The sequence below is a fragment of the Halomonas sp. AOP43-A1-21 genome, from assembly GCF_052376775.1.
Taxonomy (GTDB): Bacteria; Pseudomonadota; Gammaproteobacteria; order Pseudomonadales; family Halomonadaceae; genus Vreelandella; species Vreelandella colorata.
Genome location: NZ_JBQSWC010000004.1, coordinates 25,085 through 43,380 on the forward strand (window position 1 = coordinate 25,085; position 18,296 = coordinate 43,380).

Annotated in this window: 18 protein-coding genes and 1 riboswitch; of the genes, 10 read left to right on the top strand and 8 right to left on the bottom strand. The window is 57.5% G+C overall.

Annotated features, from left to right (window positions below):
- Nucleotides 1–6 precede the first annotated feature (6 nt).
- Complete coding sequence (locus tag ACT3R7_RS03505; protein WP_225736000.1) at nt 7–795, top strand: alpha/beta fold hydrolase; 789 nt, start codon at nt 7–9, stop codon at nt 793–795.
- 49 nt (nt 796–844) lie between these two features.
- Here ACT3R7_RS03505 and ACT3R7_RS03510 read toward each other — a convergent pair whose 3' ends face one another.
- Together ACT3R7_RS03510 and ACT3R7_RS03515 are read right to left on the bottom strand one after the other, a co-directional pair.
- Entirely contained in the window at nt 845–1,276 is a 432-nt protein-coding gene (locus tag ACT3R7_RS03510; protein ID WP_192536694.1) for a pseudoazurin, read from the bottom strand.
- A gap of 66 nt (nt 1,277–1,342) precedes the next feature.
- A complete protein-coding gene (locus tag ACT3R7_RS03515; protein WP_192536693.1) occupies nt 1,343–2,356 on the bottom strand; it encodes an ABC transporter substrate-binding protein in 1,014 nt (337 codons plus the stop codon).
- Nucleotides 2,357–2,418: 62 nt separating this feature from the next.
- A riboswitch (cobalamin riboswitch) is annotated at nt 2,419–2,610 on the bottom strand.
- Between the two features lie 112 nt (nt 2,611–2,722).
- Here ACT3R7_RS03515 and ACT3R7_RS03520 point away from each other — a divergent pair.
- Together ACT3R7_RS03520 and ACT3R7_RS03525 are read left to right on the top strand one after the other, a co-directional pair.
- On the top strand, nt 2,723–3,187 hold the full coding sequence (locus ACT3R7_RS03520; protein WP_193091145.1) for a DUF2243 domain-containing protein: 465 nt from the start codon (nt 2,723–2,725) through the stop codon (nt 3,185–3,187).
- A 2-nt stretch (nt 3,188–3,189) separates the two neighbouring features.
- On the top strand, nt 3,190–4,029 hold the full coding sequence (locus ACT3R7_RS03525; protein ID WP_193091144.1) for a cytochrome c oxidase assembly protein: 840 nt from the start codon (nt 3,190–3,192) through the stop codon (nt 4,027–4,029).
- 14 nt (nt 4,030–4,043) lie between these two features.
- On the opposite strand, the gene speB is transcribed toward ACT3R7_RS03525, so the two are convergent.
- Entirely contained in the window at nt 4,044–4,946 is a 903-nt protein-coding gene (speB, locus tag ACT3R7_RS03530; RefSeq protein ID WP_193091161.1) for an agmatinase, read from the bottom strand.
- A gap of 157 nt (nt 4,947–5,103) precedes the next feature.
- Here speB and ACT3R7_RS03535 point away from each other — a divergent pair, with 157 nt between their 5' ends.
- Nucleotides 5,104–6,033, top strand: a complete 930-nt coding sequence (locus tag ACT3R7_RS03535; RefSeq protein WP_193091143.1) for a LysR family transcriptional regulator — start codon at nt 5,104–5,106, stop codon at nt 6,031–6,033.
- A gap of 176 nt (nt 6,034–6,209) precedes the next feature.
- Entirely contained in the window at nt 6,210–7,412 is a 1,203-nt protein-coding gene (gene hpxO, locus ACT3R7_RS03540; RefSeq protein WP_193091142.1) for an FAD-dependent urate hydroxylase HpxO, read from the top strand.
- A gap of 200 nt (nt 7,413–7,612) precedes the next feature.
- Here hpxO and ACT3R7_RS03545 read toward each other — a convergent pair whose 3' ends face one another.
- Complete coding sequence (locus ACT3R7_RS03545; protein WP_192536688.1) at nt 7,613–8,926, bottom strand: NRAMP family divalent metal transporter; 1,314 nt, start codon at nt 8,924–8,926, stop codon at nt 7,613–7,615.
- A gap of 333 nt (nt 8,927–9,259) precedes the next feature.
- On the opposite strand from ACT3R7_RS03545, the gene ACT3R7_RS03550 reads away from it, so the two are divergent.
- The gene (locus ACT3R7_RS03550; RefSeq protein ID WP_192536687.1) at nt 9,260–9,886 is read left to right on the top strand and encodes a hypothetical protein; all 627 of its coding nucleotides are present in this window, start codon (nt 9,260–9,262) and stop codon (nt 9,884–9,886) included.
- 3 nt (nt 9,887–9,889) lie between these two features.
- On the opposite strand, the gene mapR is transcribed toward ACT3R7_RS03550, so the two are convergent.
- Complete coding sequence (gene mapR / locus ACT3R7_RS03555) at nt 9,890–11,299, bottom strand: GntR family transcriptional regulator MpaR (RefSeq protein ID WP_192536686.1); 1,410 nt, start codon at nt 11,297–11,299, stop codon at nt 9,890–9,892.
- 66 nt (nt 11,300–11,365) lie between these two features.
- The gene (gene fabF, locus ACT3R7_RS03560; protein WP_193091141.1) at nt 11,366–12,631 is read right to left on the bottom strand and encodes a beta-ketoacyl-ACP synthase II; all 1,266 of its coding nucleotides are present in this window, start codon (nt 12,629–12,631) and stop codon (nt 11,366–11,368) included.
- A gap of 107 nt (nt 12,632–12,738) precedes the next feature.
- Here fabF and ACT3R7_RS03565 point away from each other — a divergent pair, with 107 nt between their 5' ends.
- Complete coding sequence (locus tag ACT3R7_RS03565) at nt 12,739–13,389, top strand: TetR/AcrR family transcriptional regulator (RefSeq protein WP_192536684.1); 651 nt, start codon at nt 12,739–12,741, stop codon at nt 13,387–13,389.
- A 33-nt stretch (nt 13,390–13,422) separates the two neighbouring features.
- Here ACT3R7_RS03565 and ACT3R7_RS03570 read toward each other — a convergent pair whose 3' ends face one another.
- Nucleotides 13,423–13,836: a LysR substrate-binding domain-containing protein gene (locus ACT3R7_RS03570; protein WP_264298918.1), complete on the bottom strand. Its 414-nt coding sequence runs from the start codon at nt 13,834–13,836 to the stop codon at nt 13,423–13,425.
- Nucleotides 13,824–14,375: a LysR family transcriptional regulator gene (locus ACT3R7_RS03575; protein WP_264298917.1), complete on the bottom strand. Its 552-nt coding sequence runs from the start codon at nt 14,373–14,375 to the stop codon at nt 13,824–13,826. The genes ACT3R7_RS03570 and ACT3R7_RS03575 overlap by 13 nt, the downstream gene beginning before the upstream one ends.
- A 130-nt stretch (nt 14,376–14,505) precedes the next feature.
- On the opposite strand from ACT3R7_RS03575, the gene ACT3R7_RS03580 reads away from it, so the two are divergent.
- The 3 genes from ACT3R7_RS03580 to ACT3R7_RS03590 all read left to right on the top strand — a co-directional run bounded on the left by ACT3R7_RS03580 (nt 14,506) and on the right by ACT3R7_RS03590 (nt 18,028).
- The gene (locus ACT3R7_RS03580; protein ID WP_192536682.1) at nt 14,506–14,778 is read left to right on the top strand and encodes a DUF2798 domain-containing protein; all 273 of its coding nucleotides are present in this window, start codon (nt 14,506–14,508) and stop codon (nt 14,776–14,778) included.
- 210 nt (nt 14,779–14,988) lie between these two features.
- The gene (locus ACT3R7_RS03585; RefSeq protein WP_193091140.1) at nt 14,989–16,569 is read left to right on the top strand and encodes a Re/Si-specific NAD(P)(+) transhydrogenase subunit alpha; all 1,581 of its coding nucleotides are present in this window, start codon (nt 14,989–14,991) and stop codon (nt 16,567–16,569) included.
- A gap of 16 nt (nt 16,570–16,585) precedes the next feature.
- Entirely contained in the window at nt 16,586–18,028 is a 1,443-nt protein-coding gene (locus tag ACT3R7_RS03590; RefSeq protein WP_192536680.1) for an NAD(P)(+) transhydrogenase (Re/Si-specific) subunit beta, read from the top strand.
- Nucleotides 18,029–18,296: the final 268 nt, after the last annotated feature.

Below are 18,296 nucleotides of genomic sequence, written 5' to 3' on the forward strand. Positions count from 1 at the left end.
CAGGTCATGGCACGTAACAATGTGACTATTGTCGGGGCTGGCGAAAAAACACTAATGCTTGCTCATGGGTTCGGCTGTGACCAGCAGGTGTGGCACTATCTAGTTCCTACATTAAAAGACCGTTATCGGTTGGTGCTATTTGATTATGTGGGCTCAGGCCAGTCGCAGCTATCGGCCTTTAGTGAGGCGCGCTACCACTCGCTTGAAGGCTATGCCCAGGATGTCACCGATATCTGCGAAGCGCTGGATTTAAAACAGGTGCATTTTGTCGGGCATTCGGTAAGCGGTACGATTGGTTTGCTAGCAAGCATTGCCCAGCCTGAACGCTTTGCCAGTCAGATCATGATTTGCCCTTCACCCTGCTTTTTGAACATGCCACCTGACTATCATGGCGGGTTTGAACATGCGGACTTGGAAGAACTGATCGATTTGATGGATCGAAATTATATTGGCTGGGCTAATTATCTGGCGCCCCTGGTAATGGGGCCTGAAAGCTCTGAATTATTAGTGGGCGAGCTTTCCAGCAGCTTCTGCTCGACCGACCCGGTAGTCGCCAAGATATTCGCTAAAGCGACGTTCTTTTCGGATTACCGCCACCTGTTGCCTCAGGTAAAACATCCTGCTGTTATTCTGCAGAGTGAGCAGGATACGCTGGCCAATCCTAAGGTTGGTGATTATATGCGTGACCATATGCCGGATAGTACACTGCGCCTGCTGGCAAGCCATGGTCACTGCCTGCATATGACGCACCCTGAACTTGTTCTTCAAGAAATCAACGCCTGGCTGCGTTCTTAACGCGCTATCGAGGCAACGTCGCCGCGCTTTACCAGGCGCTATTCACTGGTCAGCCGTTATGTCGCTCAAGTATCTCTAGAAAGCGCGTTTGGGCCGCGGGCGGCAATGATTCAGGTAGGTCTGCTTGCGTAGCGGCGGTATCGCCGACCTGAATCAGCATAACCATGCCCATGGTGTAGTGTGGCGAGCATTTGATGCCCCAGATGCCCTCGGCATCGAAAGTGACGTCTACCTCTTTGCCGATATTACTGACGAACGCTTCGCCGCCTTCCGGCATCATGCCCTCGATCGATGCCACGTTATGGCCTGGCGCAGAGGGTACAAAGCGAACGGTATCGCCGGGCTGTATCGCCAAGTAATCCGGTGCGTAGGGCATGGGCCCGGTGTCGTTGCGATTGAGCATCTCGACAATATGTGTCTCGGCCTGCGCAGCCAATGGGAAAAGGGCAAGCAGAACCATGATTCGAAGCAGTATCTTCATCACAAAATCCTTTTATAAAAGACAAAGCGCCCCGTAGACGGGGCGCAGTATGGAATAGCCACTGTATCAGTGGGTTAGATCAAAATCGGCAAGCTGGTCAGCGAGCACTTCCAAGGCAAAGATTGACCTGACCGAGGGATCCAGTGCGTGCGCATCAATCGCGATAATACGCTCCTGCTGAACGGCTTCGGTCTCGCGGGTAACGGGGTCGGATGCCAGAAACTCACGCTTGGCGGCAATATCATCGGCCGGGAAGCGGCGCCGGTCCATGCGCGCGGCGGCAATAAAGGTAGGGTTGCTCCTGGCAATGGTTTCCCAGCCAACGGTCGGCCACTCTTCTTCTGCAGTCACGACGTTGGTGATCCCCAGCCTGTTCATCAGCCAGTCGGGCACACTGTTGACACCTGCTACATAAGGATCGATGGCCATGTCGGCGGAGGAGTACCAAAAAACACCGGTGATATCATCGGGCAGATCCAGCGCTTCGGCTTTCTCTACGGCCGCAGCTTCGCGCGCCTTTAGCTCAGCAATCACTTGATCGCTACGTTCGGTCACGTCAAAGAGCTGGGCTAGCGTGTCAATGCTTTCGTAAATCAACTCGGTATCGAAGAGCGTCGAGCGGGCGCCATCCATGCTTTGTTGATTGCTTTTGCCGATGCAGTCTGTGGGCATGATCCAGCTGGGGATCCCCAAATCCTCAAACATCTCTGGTGTGCCAACCACGCCTGCCGGGCCAATCATCCACTCATAGGCCGAGACGACCAGATCAGGCTTTTTGGCCACCACACTCTCGTAACTGGGCGCATCGTTGGAAAGACGCTCAACGGTGGCGTCAACGTCTGCAAACTCATCCAGCACCGGGTTGATCCACAGCGCTGTGCCCTCCAGCTTATCGGCAAGGCCCAGCATATACAGGATTTCGCTGGGTGCCTGGCCGATGCTTACGACCCGTTCAGGGGGCTTTTCCAGCGTGATCTCGTGGCCGCAGCTTTCAAGCGTCAAGGGGTAATCGGTAGCGGCGTAAGCTGCGTTTCCCAGCACAAGGCTGGCGACAGCCGCCGTGGTCAATTTCAACATCATGTACACTCCCGTGCATGATGAGCAGGCCGTTGGAACAGCAAAAAACTGAGCCGACCCGCTCGATGAAGGTTAGGGTGTCGGCAGGTCTCCTGACTGACGGGTCGTCGCTAGCTCACCTTCCCAGACATAGTGTCCAGTGGCATTGTCGAGCATCGCTCGCCGCCTACAGTTGCGGGGGCAGTTCCGTTTCGCGGCCAGGCGCGGCGGATTCTCTGTTAGGTTCTCGAAAGAACACCGACCCGGGGTATTCTAGGGCGTAACGATGGCACTTAACATTGTTAAAAATAGCCTTGGCTCACCGCTTCCTGGTTGCGAGAAAAGGGTGTAGTGCCTAACTTGAGGGAGACTGCTAGGAGCAAGGATGCCATGGCGAATCATTTCCCTTCTTCCAATATTGATACGAAACGCTCGCTATGGGCAGCCGTGCTGTTGGGTACTGGCGTAATGGCGGCCGTCGATGAAATAGTCTTTCACCAGTTGCTTCAATGGCATCATTTCTTTGATTTTGGTACGCCAACGTTTGGGATTATTTCGGATGGGCTACTGCATGCCTTCGAGCTACTCGCCATTGTGATAGGCGTATTCATGCTGCTTGACCTTTCCCAGCGCAAGCGCCTGACAATTCCCTGGGCCAAGACGGGCTTCTTTTTAGGTATGGGCGGTTTCCAGCTTTTTGATGGCCTGATCAACCACAAAATTTTGCGCCTGCATCAGATTCGCTATGGGGTCGATCCACTGCTCTACGACGTGGTGTGGAACGGTGCGGCAATAGTGCTTTTGCTTGTGGGTATCGGGTTTTATCGCCGTGCCAAGCGTCTTGGGCATCGCTAGACATGCACGTTCACGACCATACCCATGCCGCGCAAGGGGGATTGCTTGATTGGCTACCGTTGGCGCTGATTGTTTTAATCACGCTGGCGTATCTAGCGGCGGCTTATGCCCAGCGTCATAAAGCGGCTGGTTGGAGCGGTTGGCGGAGTAGCTTTTTTACCTTAGGCAGCCTGTTGCTTGCCATCGCGGTGGCGCCCCCATTAATGGCCTGGGCGCACCATGATCTGGTGGGCCATATGAGCCTGCATTTGTTGATCGGCATGTTGGCGCCGCTTGCCTGGGTCTTGGCCGCGCCCATCACTTTACTATTACGCACGTTGCCGCAGGCAGGTGGCAGGCGTGTAGCCGCCTTACTGCAGAGCCGGTTCGTGCGCTTCGTCTCCCACCCCGTCAGCGCGCTTATACTCAATATCGGCGGTATGTATGTGCTTTATCTCACGCCGCTGTATAGCGCATCGCTAGATAATCAAGCACTTCACTATTGGATACATGTGCATTTTCTGGTGGCGGGGTATCTTTTCTGCTGGACGATTCTGGCTGAGCCCGATGTGTCGCCCCATCGGCTGAGCCTGCGTTTTCGGCTAGGGGTACTGTTTGCGTCTATCGCTACCCACAGCCTGCTGGGCAAGCTTATGTACGGCTACGCTTGGCCACGTGGCACCGACCATTCGCTTGAGGAAATACAGGCCGCCGCCCAATTGATGTATTACGGCGGCGACCTGGCGGAAGTGCTGTTGGCGGTTGTACTGCTAACGCTTTGGTTGCGCAAGCCGGTCGAACGGCGTGAGGGGTTGTTCAAAAGTGCCGAACGCGACATAAGTCGCGTCGGAGTCAATACATAGATGCGTAAAGACTATTAAGCGCCCTTGGACGCCGCCAGCACATACAAGAACTCAAGCCCCAGCGTTGCCGCGGCAAGCGAGGTAATGTCGCCGTGATCGTAGGCTGGGTTAACCTCGACAACATCCATGCCCACCAGATCCATACCCACCAGACCGCGAACGACCTTGAGCAGCAGGTCGGTGGACATGCCGCCGCATACCGGCGTGCCGGTGCCCGGTGCAAAAGCAGGGTCGAGGCCGTCGATATCCAGGCTGACGTAGGCCGGGTGATGGCCCACGCGGGCGCGGATTTTTTCGAGCACGGCTTTGGGGCCGTTATCGTTTACCCAGTCGGCATCCAGCACTTCATAAGGGTGGTTGTGGCGGTCATAGCTTGTGCGAATGCCGATCTGCAGCGAATGCTCGGGCACAACCAAGCCTTCTTTAAGGGCGTGGTGGAAAATGGTGCCGTGATCAAAGCGCGTGCCCTGCTCGTAGGTATCAGTGTGGGCATCGAAGTGAATCAGTGCCAGCGGGCCGTGTTCGCGGGCATGGGCGCGCAGAAGCGGCAGGCTGATATAGTGGTCGCCGCCCAGGGTCAGCATCTTTTTACCCGCGCTGAGCCAGCGGTTGGCATGGTTTTCCAGGTTATCCACCAGGCTTTCTGGCTCACCGTAGGCGTAGTCCAGGTTACCTGCATCGCACACGCCAAGACGTTCTTCGAGCGCAAAATCCCACGGCCAGCGTTTGCCTTCCCAGATCAGGTTGGCCGTGGCCTGGCGAATGGCGTTCGGCCCCATGCGAGTGCCCGCCCGGCCTGAACATGCCAGGTCAAAGGGCACGCCGCTGATCACGACATCTGCATCGGTCGCTTTAGGATCGGTGGCCTTGGCCACGTTCATGAAAGTCGAAATAACATCACCAAACAGGCTGGGCATGATGGGTGTCTGGGTCACCGGCGGACTTCTCCTTGAGCACAAGATCGCGTAAGCCACGCGATGAGGAAGCGACCATAAATAATTTCCAGCAATAAATTAAATGAATGTTTAGAATTAAATCATTCGCTATATAAATAATGGCTAACTACGGACATTTATGAGCGCGTTGCGCCACTTTGATTTAAACCTGCTGCGCGTTTTCGAGATGCTGATGCGCGAGCGCCACGTTACGCGGGCCGCCGAAAAGCTGCACTTGAGCCAGCCAGCCTTGAGCCATGCGCTGAAGCGGCTGCGTGAGTCGCTGGATGACCCGTTGCTAGTGCGTACCGAGAACGGCATGCAGCCGACCCCCAGGGCGCTGGCGCTTTTGCCGGTGGTACAGCAGGCGCTGGCCATGTTGCAGGAGGGGCTGGCCCCGCCGGCTTCATTCGCGCCTGCCAGCAGTTCGCGTCGCTTTACCCTGGCCACCACTGATTACTTTGAGGAAGTCATGTACCCCGGCTTTTTAAGCCAGCTTTTGACTTATGCGCCGGGCATCAGTTTTTCCATTGAACTGATTACCCCGGAGGCGTTGAGCGAAGGGCTCGAGAGCCGCCAGATCGATATGGTGGTAGGGCTGGATAGCCAGGAGGAGCTGCCCGGCGGCGTGCTGCAGGCACCCTGGATGCACGAAGAGCTGGTATGCCTGGCGGCCACGCACAATCAAGGCGTGGGCGAGGCGCTCGACATTCAGCAGTTTGCCCGGATGTTGCACGTGGAGCTTGCCGATATCAGCGGGCTGCGGCCCAGCAATATCGACAGCTGCCTGATTCAGCACGGGCTCGCGCGCCGGGTGATCTCGAAGAACCTCAACTACATTGCAGCCGCGCGCGTGGTCGCACTGACGGACGCCATCATGACCCTGCCGCGACAGATGGCCGAGCGGTTTATCGCCATGCTGCCGGTGCGGCTGGTAGAGCCGCCCGAAGAGCTTCCCGCGCTCAACATGACGCTGATTCAGCACGCCCTGTATGCCAATGAGCCTTCCATCGCCTGGCTCAATCAGCAGTTGATCGATTTTGCCTGGGATTTCAACGGGCAGGCCTGAGCGAAAAGTGGCCTTCGTCTTGCTTGATAAACCGGGCGGCCGCGAATCGTCTTGGTCGGGCAATCGGCTTACACTGAAGATATGCCTATTGCTTTATAACGACGGCTTTTCATAACCACTAGTCTTCATAAAAACTACTTTTCATAACAACGCCAAACACCATCAAGGAGTTACCGATGTCGCTGAAGGTTCTGGTCATTGGGGCAGGAATGGGCGGTTTGAGCGCTGCGCTGGCACTCCAGCAGCAGGGCCACCGCGTCACCGTCATGGAGCGGGTGGAAGAGATGCGCCCGGTGGGGGCGGCTATTTCGCTGTGGTCCAACGGCGTCAAGGTGATGCACCAACTAGGCCTGGGTACGGCCATCGAGCGCTTGAGCGGCGATATGCAGCGCATGCGCTACCTGAGCCATGATGGTCATCTGCTGAGCGATTTCTCGCTGGTGCCGCTTTATGAAGACGTCAAGCAGCGTGCCTGCCCCATCGCCCGCGCCGCCCTGCAGCAAACGCTGTTTGACGCGGTCGGCGCCGAGCACATCGAGCTTGGCCAGCACTGCGTGGATTACACGAGCGACGCTCGCGGCGTGACAGCCACCTTTGCCGACGGCCGCAAGGTTGAAGCGGACCTGCTGGTCGTGGCGGATGGCACCCACTCCCGGCTGCGCAACAAGATCGTGGGTCGCGCCGTCGAGCGCCAGTACGTGGGCTATGTGAACTGGAACGTACGCGTACCCGCAACGGATGCGCTCGCCCCGCTGGACAGCTGGGATCAGTACGTGGGCGAAGGCAAGCGCGTGTCCCTCATGCCCATGGGCACCGGGGGCAACAGCGAAGGGCAAGAGGAGTTCTACTGCTTCTTTGATGTGCCGCTGCCCGCGGACACCCCCAACGACCCCGCCCGTTACAAAGAGGAGCTGCGCGAGCACTTCACGGGTTGGGCCCGCCCCGTGCAGGCGCTGATCGAGCACGTTGACCCGGCGCGCATGGCGCGGGTCGAGATTCATGACATTGAGCCGCTGGAAATTCTGACCGATACCCGCGTGGCCTTGCTGGGTGATGCCGCCCATGGCATGGCGCCCGATTTGGGCCAGGGCGGCTGCCAGGCTATGGAAGATGCCTGGGTATTGGCCCAGGTAGTTCAAAAGGCCCTTGAAGATGTGCCAACGCCGAATGAGGCGCTGCGCCAGGCGCTGGATAATTACAATACGGCGCGCGTTAAGCGGGTTGGGGAGATCGTGGCAAGAGCGCGCCAGCGTGCGGAAATGATTCACGGCCACACCCCGGCGCTAACCCAGGCGTGGTATGCCGAACTGGGCCAGGAGGATGGCCAGGGCGTTCGTGAGGGAATCAAAAAGACCATTCTAGGCGGCCCTTTAGGCTAAAGTGCCAAGGTAATGGCGGCCGAGATAAAAGCGCGGGTAAAGACAATAAAGGCGCCTAAAAAAATGGCGTGCTGTTATCCAGCACGCCATTAATATGAACGCCTAACGCCTAACGCCTAACGCCTAACGCCTAACGCCTAACGCCTAACGCCTAACGCCTAACGCCTAACGCCTAACGCCTAACGCCTAACGCCTAACGATCAGTAAATAAAACGCACGTAAATATAGCCCAGCGATAGCAGTGCCAACGTGGCAATTGCCAGCCAACTCCAGGCGTTGATCAGCTTGGAGGGGCGCAGCGTCAGCGGCACCGTCGAGCCATTGGCCGTCAGGTGATTGAGCGTGGCAAGAATGGGGCTGATCAGAAATGCCACTACCATCACGAAATCCATGAACAGCCGGAAGCTGCCCATCAGGGTGTAGAGAATCACGATGGCCAGCAGCGAAAGGCCGATCATGCAGGCCAGAAACGCCCGGCTGCCTTCTATGCGGCGCGTCTCTTCGCCATCGTTTTCCGCCCGGGTAAAGGTGTAGTACGAGGCGGTGATCATGCGCGGAAAACCGTCCAGCACGGTCAAGAGCGTCGTCAGCATCACGGTAAACGCGGAAATACCTACTACCACGCCGCTCCACTCACCCAACGTGCTGGTGTACAAACTGATGACCTGGCTGGCAAAACCCACGGCGCCATCGGCAGGAGTGATGCCCTGGCTGTGCATGACGCCCGCGCCCATGATCACGAAACAGGCGGCGAGTACGGCGGCACCGATATAGCCAATGTTGAAATCGATTTTTTCAGCGGCGGTATCGCTGCGCACGCCCTGGTTCTTGTTGCGCGCCTCGGACCACAGCGAGTTCATGATCGCGAGCGTTATATCCGACGGCATCAGGCCGAGCACCGCCACCAGGGTAATGAAGGTCGCCGTGCTCCACAGTGGCGATACTGCCGTTGCCGGATAGAGCGTCCAGTCGACCAGCGGCACGGCGGCAAGCGCTGCGAACACGGTGGTCACGCTCAGGATGACGATAAACACCTTGTTGACCCAATCCAGCAGCTTGTAGCCGCCGACAAAGGTGAGCGCGCAGCACAGCGCAATCAATATCACCGCCACGGTGGGCGGGCTCAGGCTCAGCGGCACGATACTGCCGGCAAGGCCTGCGGTGGTAATCGCAATGGCGGCGATGATGATCGCGGTCACCGGGATCTGCACCAGCGCGAACAGCGCTACCACGGATTTGCCGAACGTCTGGCGATACCCTTCGATCAACGACTTGCCGGTTACGCTGACGTAGAACGGGCCGAAGAAGAACGACGGATATTTGAGCAGCACGGCAAGCAGGATAAACCCCAGTAGGCCGATGCCGTATTCCGCCCCGGCACGCGTCGACTGAACGACGTGCGAGGTGCCGATGGCCGCCCCGGCAAACAGAAAACCGGGCCCGAGAGCCGCGAGGTATTTGGCATACACTGATTTGGCCGGCGCCGTCAGCGTACTGGATTCTTGAGGGGGCATGGCAGGTTCCTTGTGAGCGGGATTCGGTTGATTCTGGTTATTATTTTCGCGTGAACAGCGTTTTGGGGGCGCTATGTTAGCTCAGTCGGGGGCTGCTTTCCTATTGCGCAGGGTTATCCTGAGTAACTAAAACCGCTGACGGTGGCGCCTGCATGTCACGTCTACATGACAACCCACATTGCTTGCCCCAGGTCAGGCGCGCAGCTGATATGTATTTATTGCGCCTTTCTGAGTCTGTACTGGAAAGGCTTGGCAAGGCATAGTCGTACCGGCCAGACTGGCGATTGCCAGCCGGGCCAAGTGCAGGATGATAAAACGCTCAAGAGGCCAACCATGTTAACTGTTTTTATCTATTTGATGATTTTCGTGGGCGTGACCGCCGCGCTGTATCAGGTCTACGAGGTCAACTACAACATCAACTTCGCCAATGACCTGAAGCTTTCAGGCGCCGAGAAGGCGCATCTGGACGAGCTGGCGCAAAAGGCCGAGGGGGCGAAAGCGGGCGGTGACGCCAGTGCCTTCAACCAGGCGGTCGCACGCATCTTTGGCCCGAACCTTGATCCGCACCTCGTACTGCGGGCGTTTTCCGAGGAGAAGTTGAGCACCTACGCCATTCCGCTAGTACGCCGCCGCAAGCGGCTCGAAAAAGGCCGCGAAGCGAGCCTTCGCCACCTGCCCAGGCACAATATTCGCGTGCTGATGATTTCGCTGGTGATCGTGAACAGCATGCTGGCGCAGTTTCTGGGCGGGATGAGTATCTTTACGCTGCTTTACCCGGCTACATCGCCCGCGTTTACCTGGCTGAATTCGCCGGCCATCCTGATGCTGCTGACCTTTGTGCTGATCGCGGCCTCCCACGGCATTTCACGGTTTGATATGTATCGGCACGACCTGTATCAAATCGGCGAGCTGATGCGCCAGACCCCGGAAGGCCACCACCTGCAAGGCCAAACTGCTTAAACGCTAGAACGAGGCGAGCATCTGGCCGAGCAGCGCCATGGCCTCTTCGCTGCGCGGCGTCCAGGGGTGGCCGTAGCTCAAGCGTGCGCAGTGGCGATACCCCTGCGTTGCGGAAAAGATGGGTCCCGGCGCAATGCTGATGCCCTGCTCGCGGGCCATGTGAAAAAGACGCAGCGAATCGACCTGCCTGGGAAATTCAAACCATAGAAAGTAGCCACCCGCCGGGCGCGTGGCCCGCGTACCCGCAGGGAAGTAGCGGGCCGCTGCATCCAGCATGTGCCCCTGCTGAGCTTCCAGGGCGTAGCGCAGCCGGCGCAGGTGGCGATCATAGCCACCGTGCTGCAGGTAGTCGGCAATGGCCACCTGGGCGGGCACCGAGGGCGAGATGGTGGTCATCAGTTTCAGTCGCGAAATGGCCTCCGCGTAGCGCCCACCCGCCACCCAGCCCACCCGGTAACCCGGCGCCAGGCACTTGGAAAACGACCCGCAGTGAATCACCAGTCCCTCGTCATCGTAGTGCTTCACCGGCGCGGGCGGCGTGGTGCCAAAGTAGAGTTCGGCGTAGACATCATCTTCGATCAACGGCACCTGATGCTGCTTGAGCAGGGTGTAGAGCGCCTGCTTCTTGGCATCGCTCAGGCTCGCACCTAGCGGGTTCTGCAGGTGGCTCATGAACCAGCAGGCCTTGATGGGATAGCGGGCCAGGCTTTCCGCCAGGGCGTCCAGGTCGATCCCCTCACGAGGATGCACGGGAATCTCCACCGCCTTGAGCTTCAGGCGTTCAAGCACCTGAAGGCTTGCGTAGAAGGCGGGCGACTCGATGGCGACAAGATCCCCCGGAGACGTGACGCACTGAAAACCCAGGTTCAGCGCTTCCATGGCGCCGTTGGTAATCACCAGCTCCTGCGGCGGCAGATGCACGCCGGTCAAGCGATAGCGCAGGGCGATCTGGCGGCGCAGGTCCGGGTCGCCGGCGGTCATGTCGGCAATGATGGCGTCGGCCGGCAGCGCCCGCAGCCCCTTGGTCATGCTGCGTGCCAGGCGCGGCAGCGGAAACAGTTCAGGGCTTGGAAATGCGGAGCCAAAGGGCACCGTGTCGCTATCCTGGAGCGAGCCCAGCACCGAAAAGACCAGCTCGCTGACCGCAATGTCCGCGGTTTCCTGAACGCACGGATTCATCTCGGGCTCGGTGAGCAGCCGCGGGGCCTGTTCGCGCACGAAATAGCCCGAGCGCGGCCGCGCCACGATCAGCCCCTGGTTCTCCAGCAGGTAGTACGCCTGAAAAACGGTCGAAGGGCTGATAGCGTAGTGGCGGCTGGCCTGGCGCACCGAGGGCACGCGCTCCCCCGGCGCCAGCACGCCGCTGCGAATCAGCTCGGAAATCTCGTCGGCAAAGCGTTCGTAGCGTTTCATGGTTGTCAGCCGCCTAAAACAGGCCTTGAGGATACGCTAACGGCGGCCGAAAACCGACTTCCAACGCTATAGCTGGCTGATAATCAGCGCTGCATTGACGCCGCCAAACCCAAACCCGTTGCACAGCACATGCTGAGTGGGCTGGGTGCGCGTTGTCAGCGGGATAAAGTCCAGATCCTGCATGTCTTCATCGCAGTGGGTCAGGTTGAGCGTGGGCGGCAGATGGCCGGTGGTGGCGGCCAGCGCTGAAAAGATACTCTCGATACCGCCCGCGGCGCCCAACAGGTGGCCCGTTGCCGACTTGGTGGAAGAGATAGGAATGTTCGCTAGAGTGCTACCAAACACGCGGCGTAGGGCCGCAATTTCTGCCCGGTCGCCTACCGGAGTCGAGGTGGCGTGGGCATTGATATAGCCGATTTCCTCGGCAGATATCCCGGCCATTTTAAGCGCTGAATGAATCGCCGCAGCGGCGCCGTTACCATCATCCGGCCCGGCGGTAATATGGTAGGCGTCGGCACTGGTGCCGTAGCCGCTGATCACCGCCAGGGGCGTAGCGCCGCGCGCTTGTGCATGCTCAAGTGTTTCAATCACCAGTAGGCCCGCACCTTCGCCCATCACAAAGCCGTTACGCGTCGCGTCAAAGGGGCGCGACGCGCTTTCTGGCCGTTCGTGCTCGGTGGAAAGCGCTTTAAGCGCGTTAAAGCTTGCTAAAGACAGTGGGTCGATACACGCCTCGGCGCCGCCCACCAAGGCAACGTCAGCTTCACCGCTACGAATTAAGCGCATGCCGTCGCCAATCGCCTGAAGGCCCGCCGCACACGCCGTCACCGGGCAGCCCAGTGGGCCCTGAAAGCCGTAGCGAATTGACAGATTGCCCGCGGCCATATTGGCCAGAAACGCCGGTACGGTAAAGGGTGATACCCGGCGATAACCTTTCTGCTGTAACGTTTGCTGCGCTTCGGTGATCGTCGGGAAGCCGCCAATGCCTGAGCCGATGATGGTTGCCGTAGCGCGTCGTTGAGCTTCAGCCGTAGGCTGCCAGCCTGCCTGCTCAAGAGCCTCTTTTGCTGCCGCCATGGCGTAAAGGCTGAACAGATCCAGCTTGCGGCGCTCTTTAACGTCTGCGATATCATCCAGACGCAGGCCCGCTTCGGGATCATCAGTTGAATGTGCAACGGCCCCGGCAATTTTGATCGGAATGGCGTCGGTATCAAAGCGCGTGATCTGGCTAATACCCGAGCGGCCTTCGATCAGGCGCTGCCATGTTGTCTTGACGTCGCACCCTAAGGGGCTGACCATACCCATGCCAGTGATAACAATAGGTGAATGCATAGCGACTCCTCAGTGCTTTAAATAAGCTAACGCTAGCATTACGCATTATATGATCAAGATAATATTTAGCGGCACCATTTAGCTAGCAGTGCCATGACGAGGTAAACATGCCTTATCCTAAAAGCCACAAGGCAAAAACCCGAGAGCGGATTCTGTCTTCAGCGACAGAGCTGTTTAGTCGGTATGGGTTCAACAAAGTGTCTATTGGTCAGGTAATGACGCTGGCTAAAATGACCCACGGCGCTTTTTATGCCCATTTTGCCTCTAAAGAAGCGCTCTATGATGCCTCTGTGCGTAAGACCCTAGACGGCAGTCGCGCAGCACGGCTGGTCAAAGGGCCGCTCTCCCTGCAGCATCTCACCGAGCTTGTGTCCAACTACTGGAATCTGCAGGAACTTGAGCGTAAGCAGCAGCCGGGGCCTGAAGCGGTGCTGTTTAACGAGATAGGCAGCGAAAAAGCCGAAATCCGCACCATGTTTGAAGCCTCGTATTTAAGCATGAAGAAAATGCTCGAAACGCGCCTGCTCGCGCTGAGCAAGCTTAAACAGCTGCCCTTTGCCAATGACCGCACTGTTATTGCCGATAAGTCGCGGGTTATTTTGGCATCACTGGTGGGCGCCGTCGCCATTGCCAAGAGCTTGCCGGGCGAGGAAGAACGCCAGCACGTATTGATGGCCACCCAGCGTCAGATCTTGTTAATGCTTGGCGTGAGTGAAGGCGACGCCGAAGGGATGCTGCAACGCGTGATGGCCCAATAGCCACGAGCATGTGTAAAGCCATTTTACCAAGCATTACGCTCGCCAGCGCTCAGGCAGCGTTTCCGTCAAGAACTGGCTAAATGCGCGAACTTTGGGGGTTAATTCCCGACGATGCCTCACGCAGAGATAAAACTCCAACGGTTCGATCTCAACCTGCGCGTCGGCCTCAAGCGCAGAGGTAATCGTTTCTGACGTCACCGGTTTTTGGGTAAAGAGCGCCACCAGCTTGCCATTCGCAATAAGCGGCTCTGCGATAAACGCTGCTAATCGAGTGATCCCACCACCTTCAACCGCCATCTGCGCGAGTGCATCAATGTCATCGCTGATCATGCGCGCGTTTACCGGTGCATCAAAGCGTATTCCGTTACGCACAAATCCCCAGCCGAGATAACGTCCGTCCAGCGGAAAGCGGAACACCAGGCAGTCATGCTCTTTTAGCTGCTCCAAAGTACGCGGGTGGCCGGCGCGTCTAGATAGCTGGGGGCTGCGCAAAACAGTGACGGTACGCGAGCAATCGGGCGCGCAACCAGCCCATCTTCCAGGGCGTGGCGGATTCTAATGCTGGCATCTACCGACTCCGCAATATGGTCCACGTTTCTGTCCGCGATATTGAGTTCAACCGTAAGATCCGGATAGCGCCGGTTAAATGCCGGAATCATGGGCGCCAGAATATGCCGGGCAAATGCGCCGGTGGAAGCAATACGCAAGCGGCCTTTAGGCGCCGAATTGAGCGCATTGACCGCTTGGCTGGCAAGCTCCAGCTCCTGTACCAGTTCGCGCACTTTGGCGTAATAAGCCGAGCCGTTTTCCGTTAACGCCAGGCTGCGCGTGGTGCGAGTGAGTAAACGCACGCCAAGGTGGTTTTCTAATCGGCTGATATTTTGACTGGCAGCGGCGGGGGAAATCCCCAGCAGGCGGGCGCCACCAGCAATAGAGCCCGCTTCAACAGCTTTTACGAAGCTTTCAATACCGCGCAGGGCAACCATAAGTTAAACCATGTTGTTAAAAATAATTCGTAAGTTTAGCTTATTGCTCTGTTCATAAGGGATAGGCTTCTGCCTCCCTTAAGAGCGCTGTAAAGTGCCTACCTGCTTTTCAACGAACAGGTAGGCTTCAATGACACAACGACAGTTCCCCGAACAGCGTATTCTGGCCGCGCGCAAGCTGCATCCTCGTTTTACGCCGGTCGTCTTTGCTTTATATATGTCGACGGTGATGGCGTTTTTAATGACGCTAATTATTACCGCGGTTAATGCGGGGATGAGTGACGATTATTTCAGTCAGGTGTGGCACGCCTACCGCGTGGCCATGCCCAGTGCCTTTATTTGTATTTTGATGGTGCGCCCACTAGTGGCTCGCCTTGTTCAGCTAACCATTAGGTCGCATTGAGATAATTATCCAGGGTACTTTTTGCTCATACTGGTGCTTCCCTGTAATGACGTATTGAGAAAGCTCATGACCTACCTGCATCAAAGGTTGAATAGCTTTTATCCAAGGCTGCGTGAGAATCTATAACGTTTGAGTGAGGGCGGGGCACCGAGATCAGCCGCCAACAACTAAAGCCAATAGCCCACTTTTTAAACAGTAGGGAGTACCCGTGTGAGAATAGGCGCACCTAAGGAAACGAGCCGGGGCGAAGCGCGTGTGGCGCTTACCCCGGAAAGTGCCAAGCAGATCCAAAAGCTGGGCCATGAGTGCCTGATCGAAACAGGCGCAGGACTAGCAGCGGGTTTTAACGACGATACTTACCGTGATGCTGGCGTGACCGTGGTGGATAGCGCGGACGCTCTTTGGCAGGACGCTGAGGTGGTCATTAAGGTCCGTGAGCCCTCTGATAGCGAGGCTGCGCGACTGCGCGAAGGCCAAACGCTGATTGCGTTTTTCTGGCCCGCGCAAAATGAAGCCCTGCTGGAGAAATGCAAAGCACAGGGCGCCAGCGTGATCGCCATGGACATGGTGCCGCGTATCTCCCGGGCCCAGAAGATGGACGCGCTGTCTTCCATGGCCAATATCGCTGGTTACCGTGCGGTGATCGAGGCGGGTAATAACTTTGGCCGCTTCTTTACCGGGCAGGTAACCGCTGCGGGTAAAGTGCCGCCGGCTAAAGTGCTGGTGATTGGCGCAGGCGTGGCCGGGCTTGCGGCCATTGGTACCGCCACCAGCCTGGGTGCCGTGGTGCGTGCCTTTGATGTACGCCCCGAAGTCTCCGAGCAGATCGAGTCGATGGGTGCTGAGTTCTTGTTCCTGGATTTTGCAGACAGCGAAGACAGCCAGGATGGTTCGGAAAGCGGCGGTTATGCCTCGCCTTCAAGCCCTGAGTTTCGCGAAAAACAGCTGGCTTGTTTCCGCGAACAGGCGCCCGACGTGGACATTGTCATCACTACCGCCCTGATCCCCGGACGCCCGGCGCCCAAGCTGTGGCTTGAGGATATGGTTGCGGCCATGAAGCCCGGCTCGGTGATTATCGATCTTGCCGCTGAAAAAGGCGGTAACTGCGATTTAACCCAGCCCGATGAGCGCGTCGTCTCCGATAACGGCGTGATTGTGGTCGGCTATACCGACTTCCCCTCGCGCATGGCGACGCAGTCATCTTTGCTGTATGCCACTAATATTCGCCATATGCTGACCGATTTAACGCCTGAGAAAGATGGCGTAATCAATCACAACATGGACGATGACGTGATTCGTGGCGCGACGGTAACTCACCAGAACGAAGTGACCTTTCCGCCGCCCCCGCCCAAAGTAAAAGCGATTGCCGCGGCCAAACCGAAGAAGAAAGAAAAAGAGCCGACGCCCGAAGAGAAAAAAACCACCGAGGCCGCTGCGTTCAAGGCCCAGACCAAGCGCCAGGTCGGCATATTGGCGATCGGCGGTGCATTGATGCTGCTGCTCGGTCAAGTCGCGCCCGCGTCTTTTATGCAGCACTTTATTGTCTTCGTGTTGGCGTGCTTTATCGGCTTCCAGGTGATCTGGAAAGTCAGCCACTCGCTGCATACGCCGCTGATGGCGGTGACCAATGCGATCTCCGGCATCATTATTTTGGGGGCGATTTTACAGATTGGCTCAGGCAGCGCGGTGGTTAGCGTACTGGCGGCTATTTCGGTACTCATCGCAACAATCAATATTGTGGGTGGCTTCCTGGTGACACGCCGGATGCTAGCCATGTTCCAAAAATCCTGAGCGGCGGAGAAACGATATGTTAGGTCAAGGATTCGTATCTGCCGCGGCGATTGCGGCAAGCGTTTTGTTTATTTTATCGCTGGGCGGGCTTAGTAATCAGGAAAAAGCCAAGCGCGCCGTGTGGTACGGCATTGTGGGCATGGCCGTCGCGGTATTTTTCACCGCCTTAGGGCCGGGCATTGGCGGCTATTGGTGGCTGATCCCGATGATGATTATCGGCGCAGGTATCGGTACCTATATGGCGGGCAAGGTCGAAATGACCGAAATGCCCCAGCTGGTGGCCGCCCTGCATAGCTTTGTGGGTTTGGCGGCGGTATTTGTAGCCTGGAGTGCGGATCTGGAGCGCCGCCGGGTGCTGGCCGCGCGCGCTGCCGACGGCGTGATGCAAGAGTTTTCGGCGTTTGCCGCGCTGGTGGCCACCAAGGCGCCGGATGAGCTAACGTTTTTGCAGATTGAGGTGGTGCTGGGCATCTTTATCGGCGCGGTCACCTTTACAGGCTCGGTGATTGCCTTTGGCAAGCTGGCGGGTAAAGTCGACGGCAAACCGCGCCAGCTGCCTGGTGGGCATTTACTCAATGCTGGTGCTGCAGTGCTTTCACTGCTGTTGGCGGTGCTTTATCTCAACGGCGCAGGCTTCTGGACGTTGATTGTGCTGGCTGCACTGGCTTTCTTCATCGGCTATCACCTGATCATGGGGATTGGCGGTGCTGATATGCCGGTCGTGGTCTCGATGCTCAACAGCTACTCCGGCTGGGCGGCGGCGGCTATCGGTTTTACACTCGGAAACGACCTGTTGATCGTGACGGGTGCGCTGGTGGGCTCCTCCGGGGCCATTCTTTCCTACATCATGTGCAAGGCGATGAACCGCAACTTCGTTAACGTGATCCTGGGTGGCTTTGGTGGAAGCACGGGGCCAGCGGCGGAAATCGAAGGCGAGCAAGTGGCGATTGATGCCGGCGGTGTGGCCAGTGCCCTGAACGATGCCGATAGCGTGGTGATTGTGCCGGGTTACGGTATGGCCGTGGCGCAAGCGCAGAGTGCGGTCAGCGATCTGGTACGCAAGCTGCGTGCGGCGGGCAAGAACGTACGCTTTGGTATCCACCCGGTGGCGGGGCGCCTGCCGGGGCACATGAACGTGCTGTTGGCAGAAGCCAAGGTGCCTTACGACATCGTATTGGAGATGGATGAAATCAATGACGATTTCACCAGCACCGACGTGGTGATCGTGATCGGCTCCAACGATATCGTCAACCCGGCCGCTGAAGAAGACCCCAACAGCCCCATTGCCGGTATGCCGGTATTGAAGGTCTGGGAGGCCAAGCAGGTATTTATCTGCAAGCGCGGGCAGGGTACCGGCTACTCAGGCATCGAAAACCCGCTATTCTTCAAGGAGAACAGCCGGATGTTCTACGGTGATGCTCGCGATAGCCTGAACGCATTGCTACCGCTAGTCGATTAACGTTCCACAACGTAGTGTAAGCCAACGAGCAGGGCGCCCAAGGGCGCCCTGTTTGCGTTTAATCGGCGCGTCTTGCTCACTGCCATGGTTACCAGGAAATGGCCTTTTCACCTGTGAATTAAAAATTACTATCAAGTTAGTCGCTAAATGCAAATTGTAGCTATAGCTAATGTGCTTTAAAACAGTCCCATGTCAGTGAGTCGTCCGCTTGAGCGTTTTGAAAGCGTCATGTTGAGAGACGTCATTGAGTGTTCCTCTGGTCACGCCA

What these genes read in the sequence shown, in the direction of transcription:
- hpxO (WP_193091142.1), top strand. Translation starts at nt 6,210, where the DNA reads ATGTCGCTGAAGGTTCTGGTCATTGGGGCAGGAATGGGCGGTTTGAGC.
- ACT3R7_RS03565 (WP_192536684.1), top strand. Translation starts at nt 12,739, where the DNA reads ATGCCTTATCCTAAAAGCCACAAGGCAAAAACCCGAGAGCGGATTCTG.
- mapR (WP_192536686.1), bottom strand. Translation starts at nt 11,299, where the DNA reads ATGAAACGCTACGAACGCTTTGCCGACGAGATTTCCGAGCTGATTCGC.
- ACT3R7_RS03575 (WP_264298917.1), bottom strand. Translation starts at nt 14,375, where the DNA reads ATGGTTGCCCTGCGCGGTATTGAAAGCTTCGTAAAAGCTGTTGAAGCG.
- fabF (WP_193091141.1), bottom strand. Translation starts at nt 12,631, where the DNA reads ATGCATTCACCTATTGTTATCACTGGCATGGGTATGGTCAGCCCCTTA.
- ACT3R7_RS03550 (WP_192536687.1), top strand. Translation starts at nt 9,260, where the DNA reads ATGTTAACTGTTTTTATCTATTTGATGATTTTCGTGGGCGTGACCGCC.
- speB (WP_193091161.1), bottom strand. Translation starts at nt 4,946, where the DNA reads ATGCCCAGCCTGTTTGGTGATGTTATTTCGACTTTCATGAACGTGGCC.
- ACT3R7_RS03505 (WP_225736000.1), top strand. Translation starts at nt 7, where the DNA reads ATGGCACGTAACAATGTGACTATTGTCGGGGCTGGCGAAAAAACACTA.
- ACT3R7_RS03580 (WP_192536682.1), top strand. Translation starts at nt 14,506, where the DNA reads ATGACACAACGACAGTTCCCCGAACAGCGTATTCTGGCCGCGCGCAAG.
- ACT3R7_RS03520 (WP_193091145.1), top strand. Translation starts at nt 2,723, where the DNA reads ATGGCGAATCATTTCCCTTCTTCCAATATTGATACGAAACGCTCGCTA.
- ACT3R7_RS03535 (WP_193091143.1), top strand. Translation starts at nt 5,104, where the DNA reads ATGAGCGCGTTGCGCCACTTTGATTTAAACCTGCTGCGCGTTTTCGAG.
- ACT3R7_RS03545 (WP_192536688.1), bottom strand. Translation starts at nt 8,926, where the DNA reads ATGCCCCCTCAAGAATCCAGTACGCTGACGGCGCCGGCCAAATCAGTG.
- ACT3R7_RS03515 (WP_192536693.1), bottom strand. Translation starts at nt 2,356, where the DNA reads ATGATGTTGAAATTGACCACGGCGGCTGTCGCCAGCCTTGTGCTGGGA.
- ACT3R7_RS03525 (WP_193091144.1), top strand. Translation starts at nt 3,190, where the DNA reads ATGCACGTTCACGACCATACCCATGCCGCGCAAGGGGGATTGCTTGAT.
- ACT3R7_RS03510 (WP_192536694.1), bottom strand. Translation starts at nt 1,276, where the DNA reads ATGAAGATACTGCTTCGAATCATGGTTCTGCTTGCCCTTTTCCCATTG.
- ACT3R7_RS03590 (WP_192536680.1), top strand. Translation starts at nt 16,586, where the DNA reads ATGTTAGGTCAAGGATTCGTATCTGCCGCGGCGATTGCGGCAAGCGTT.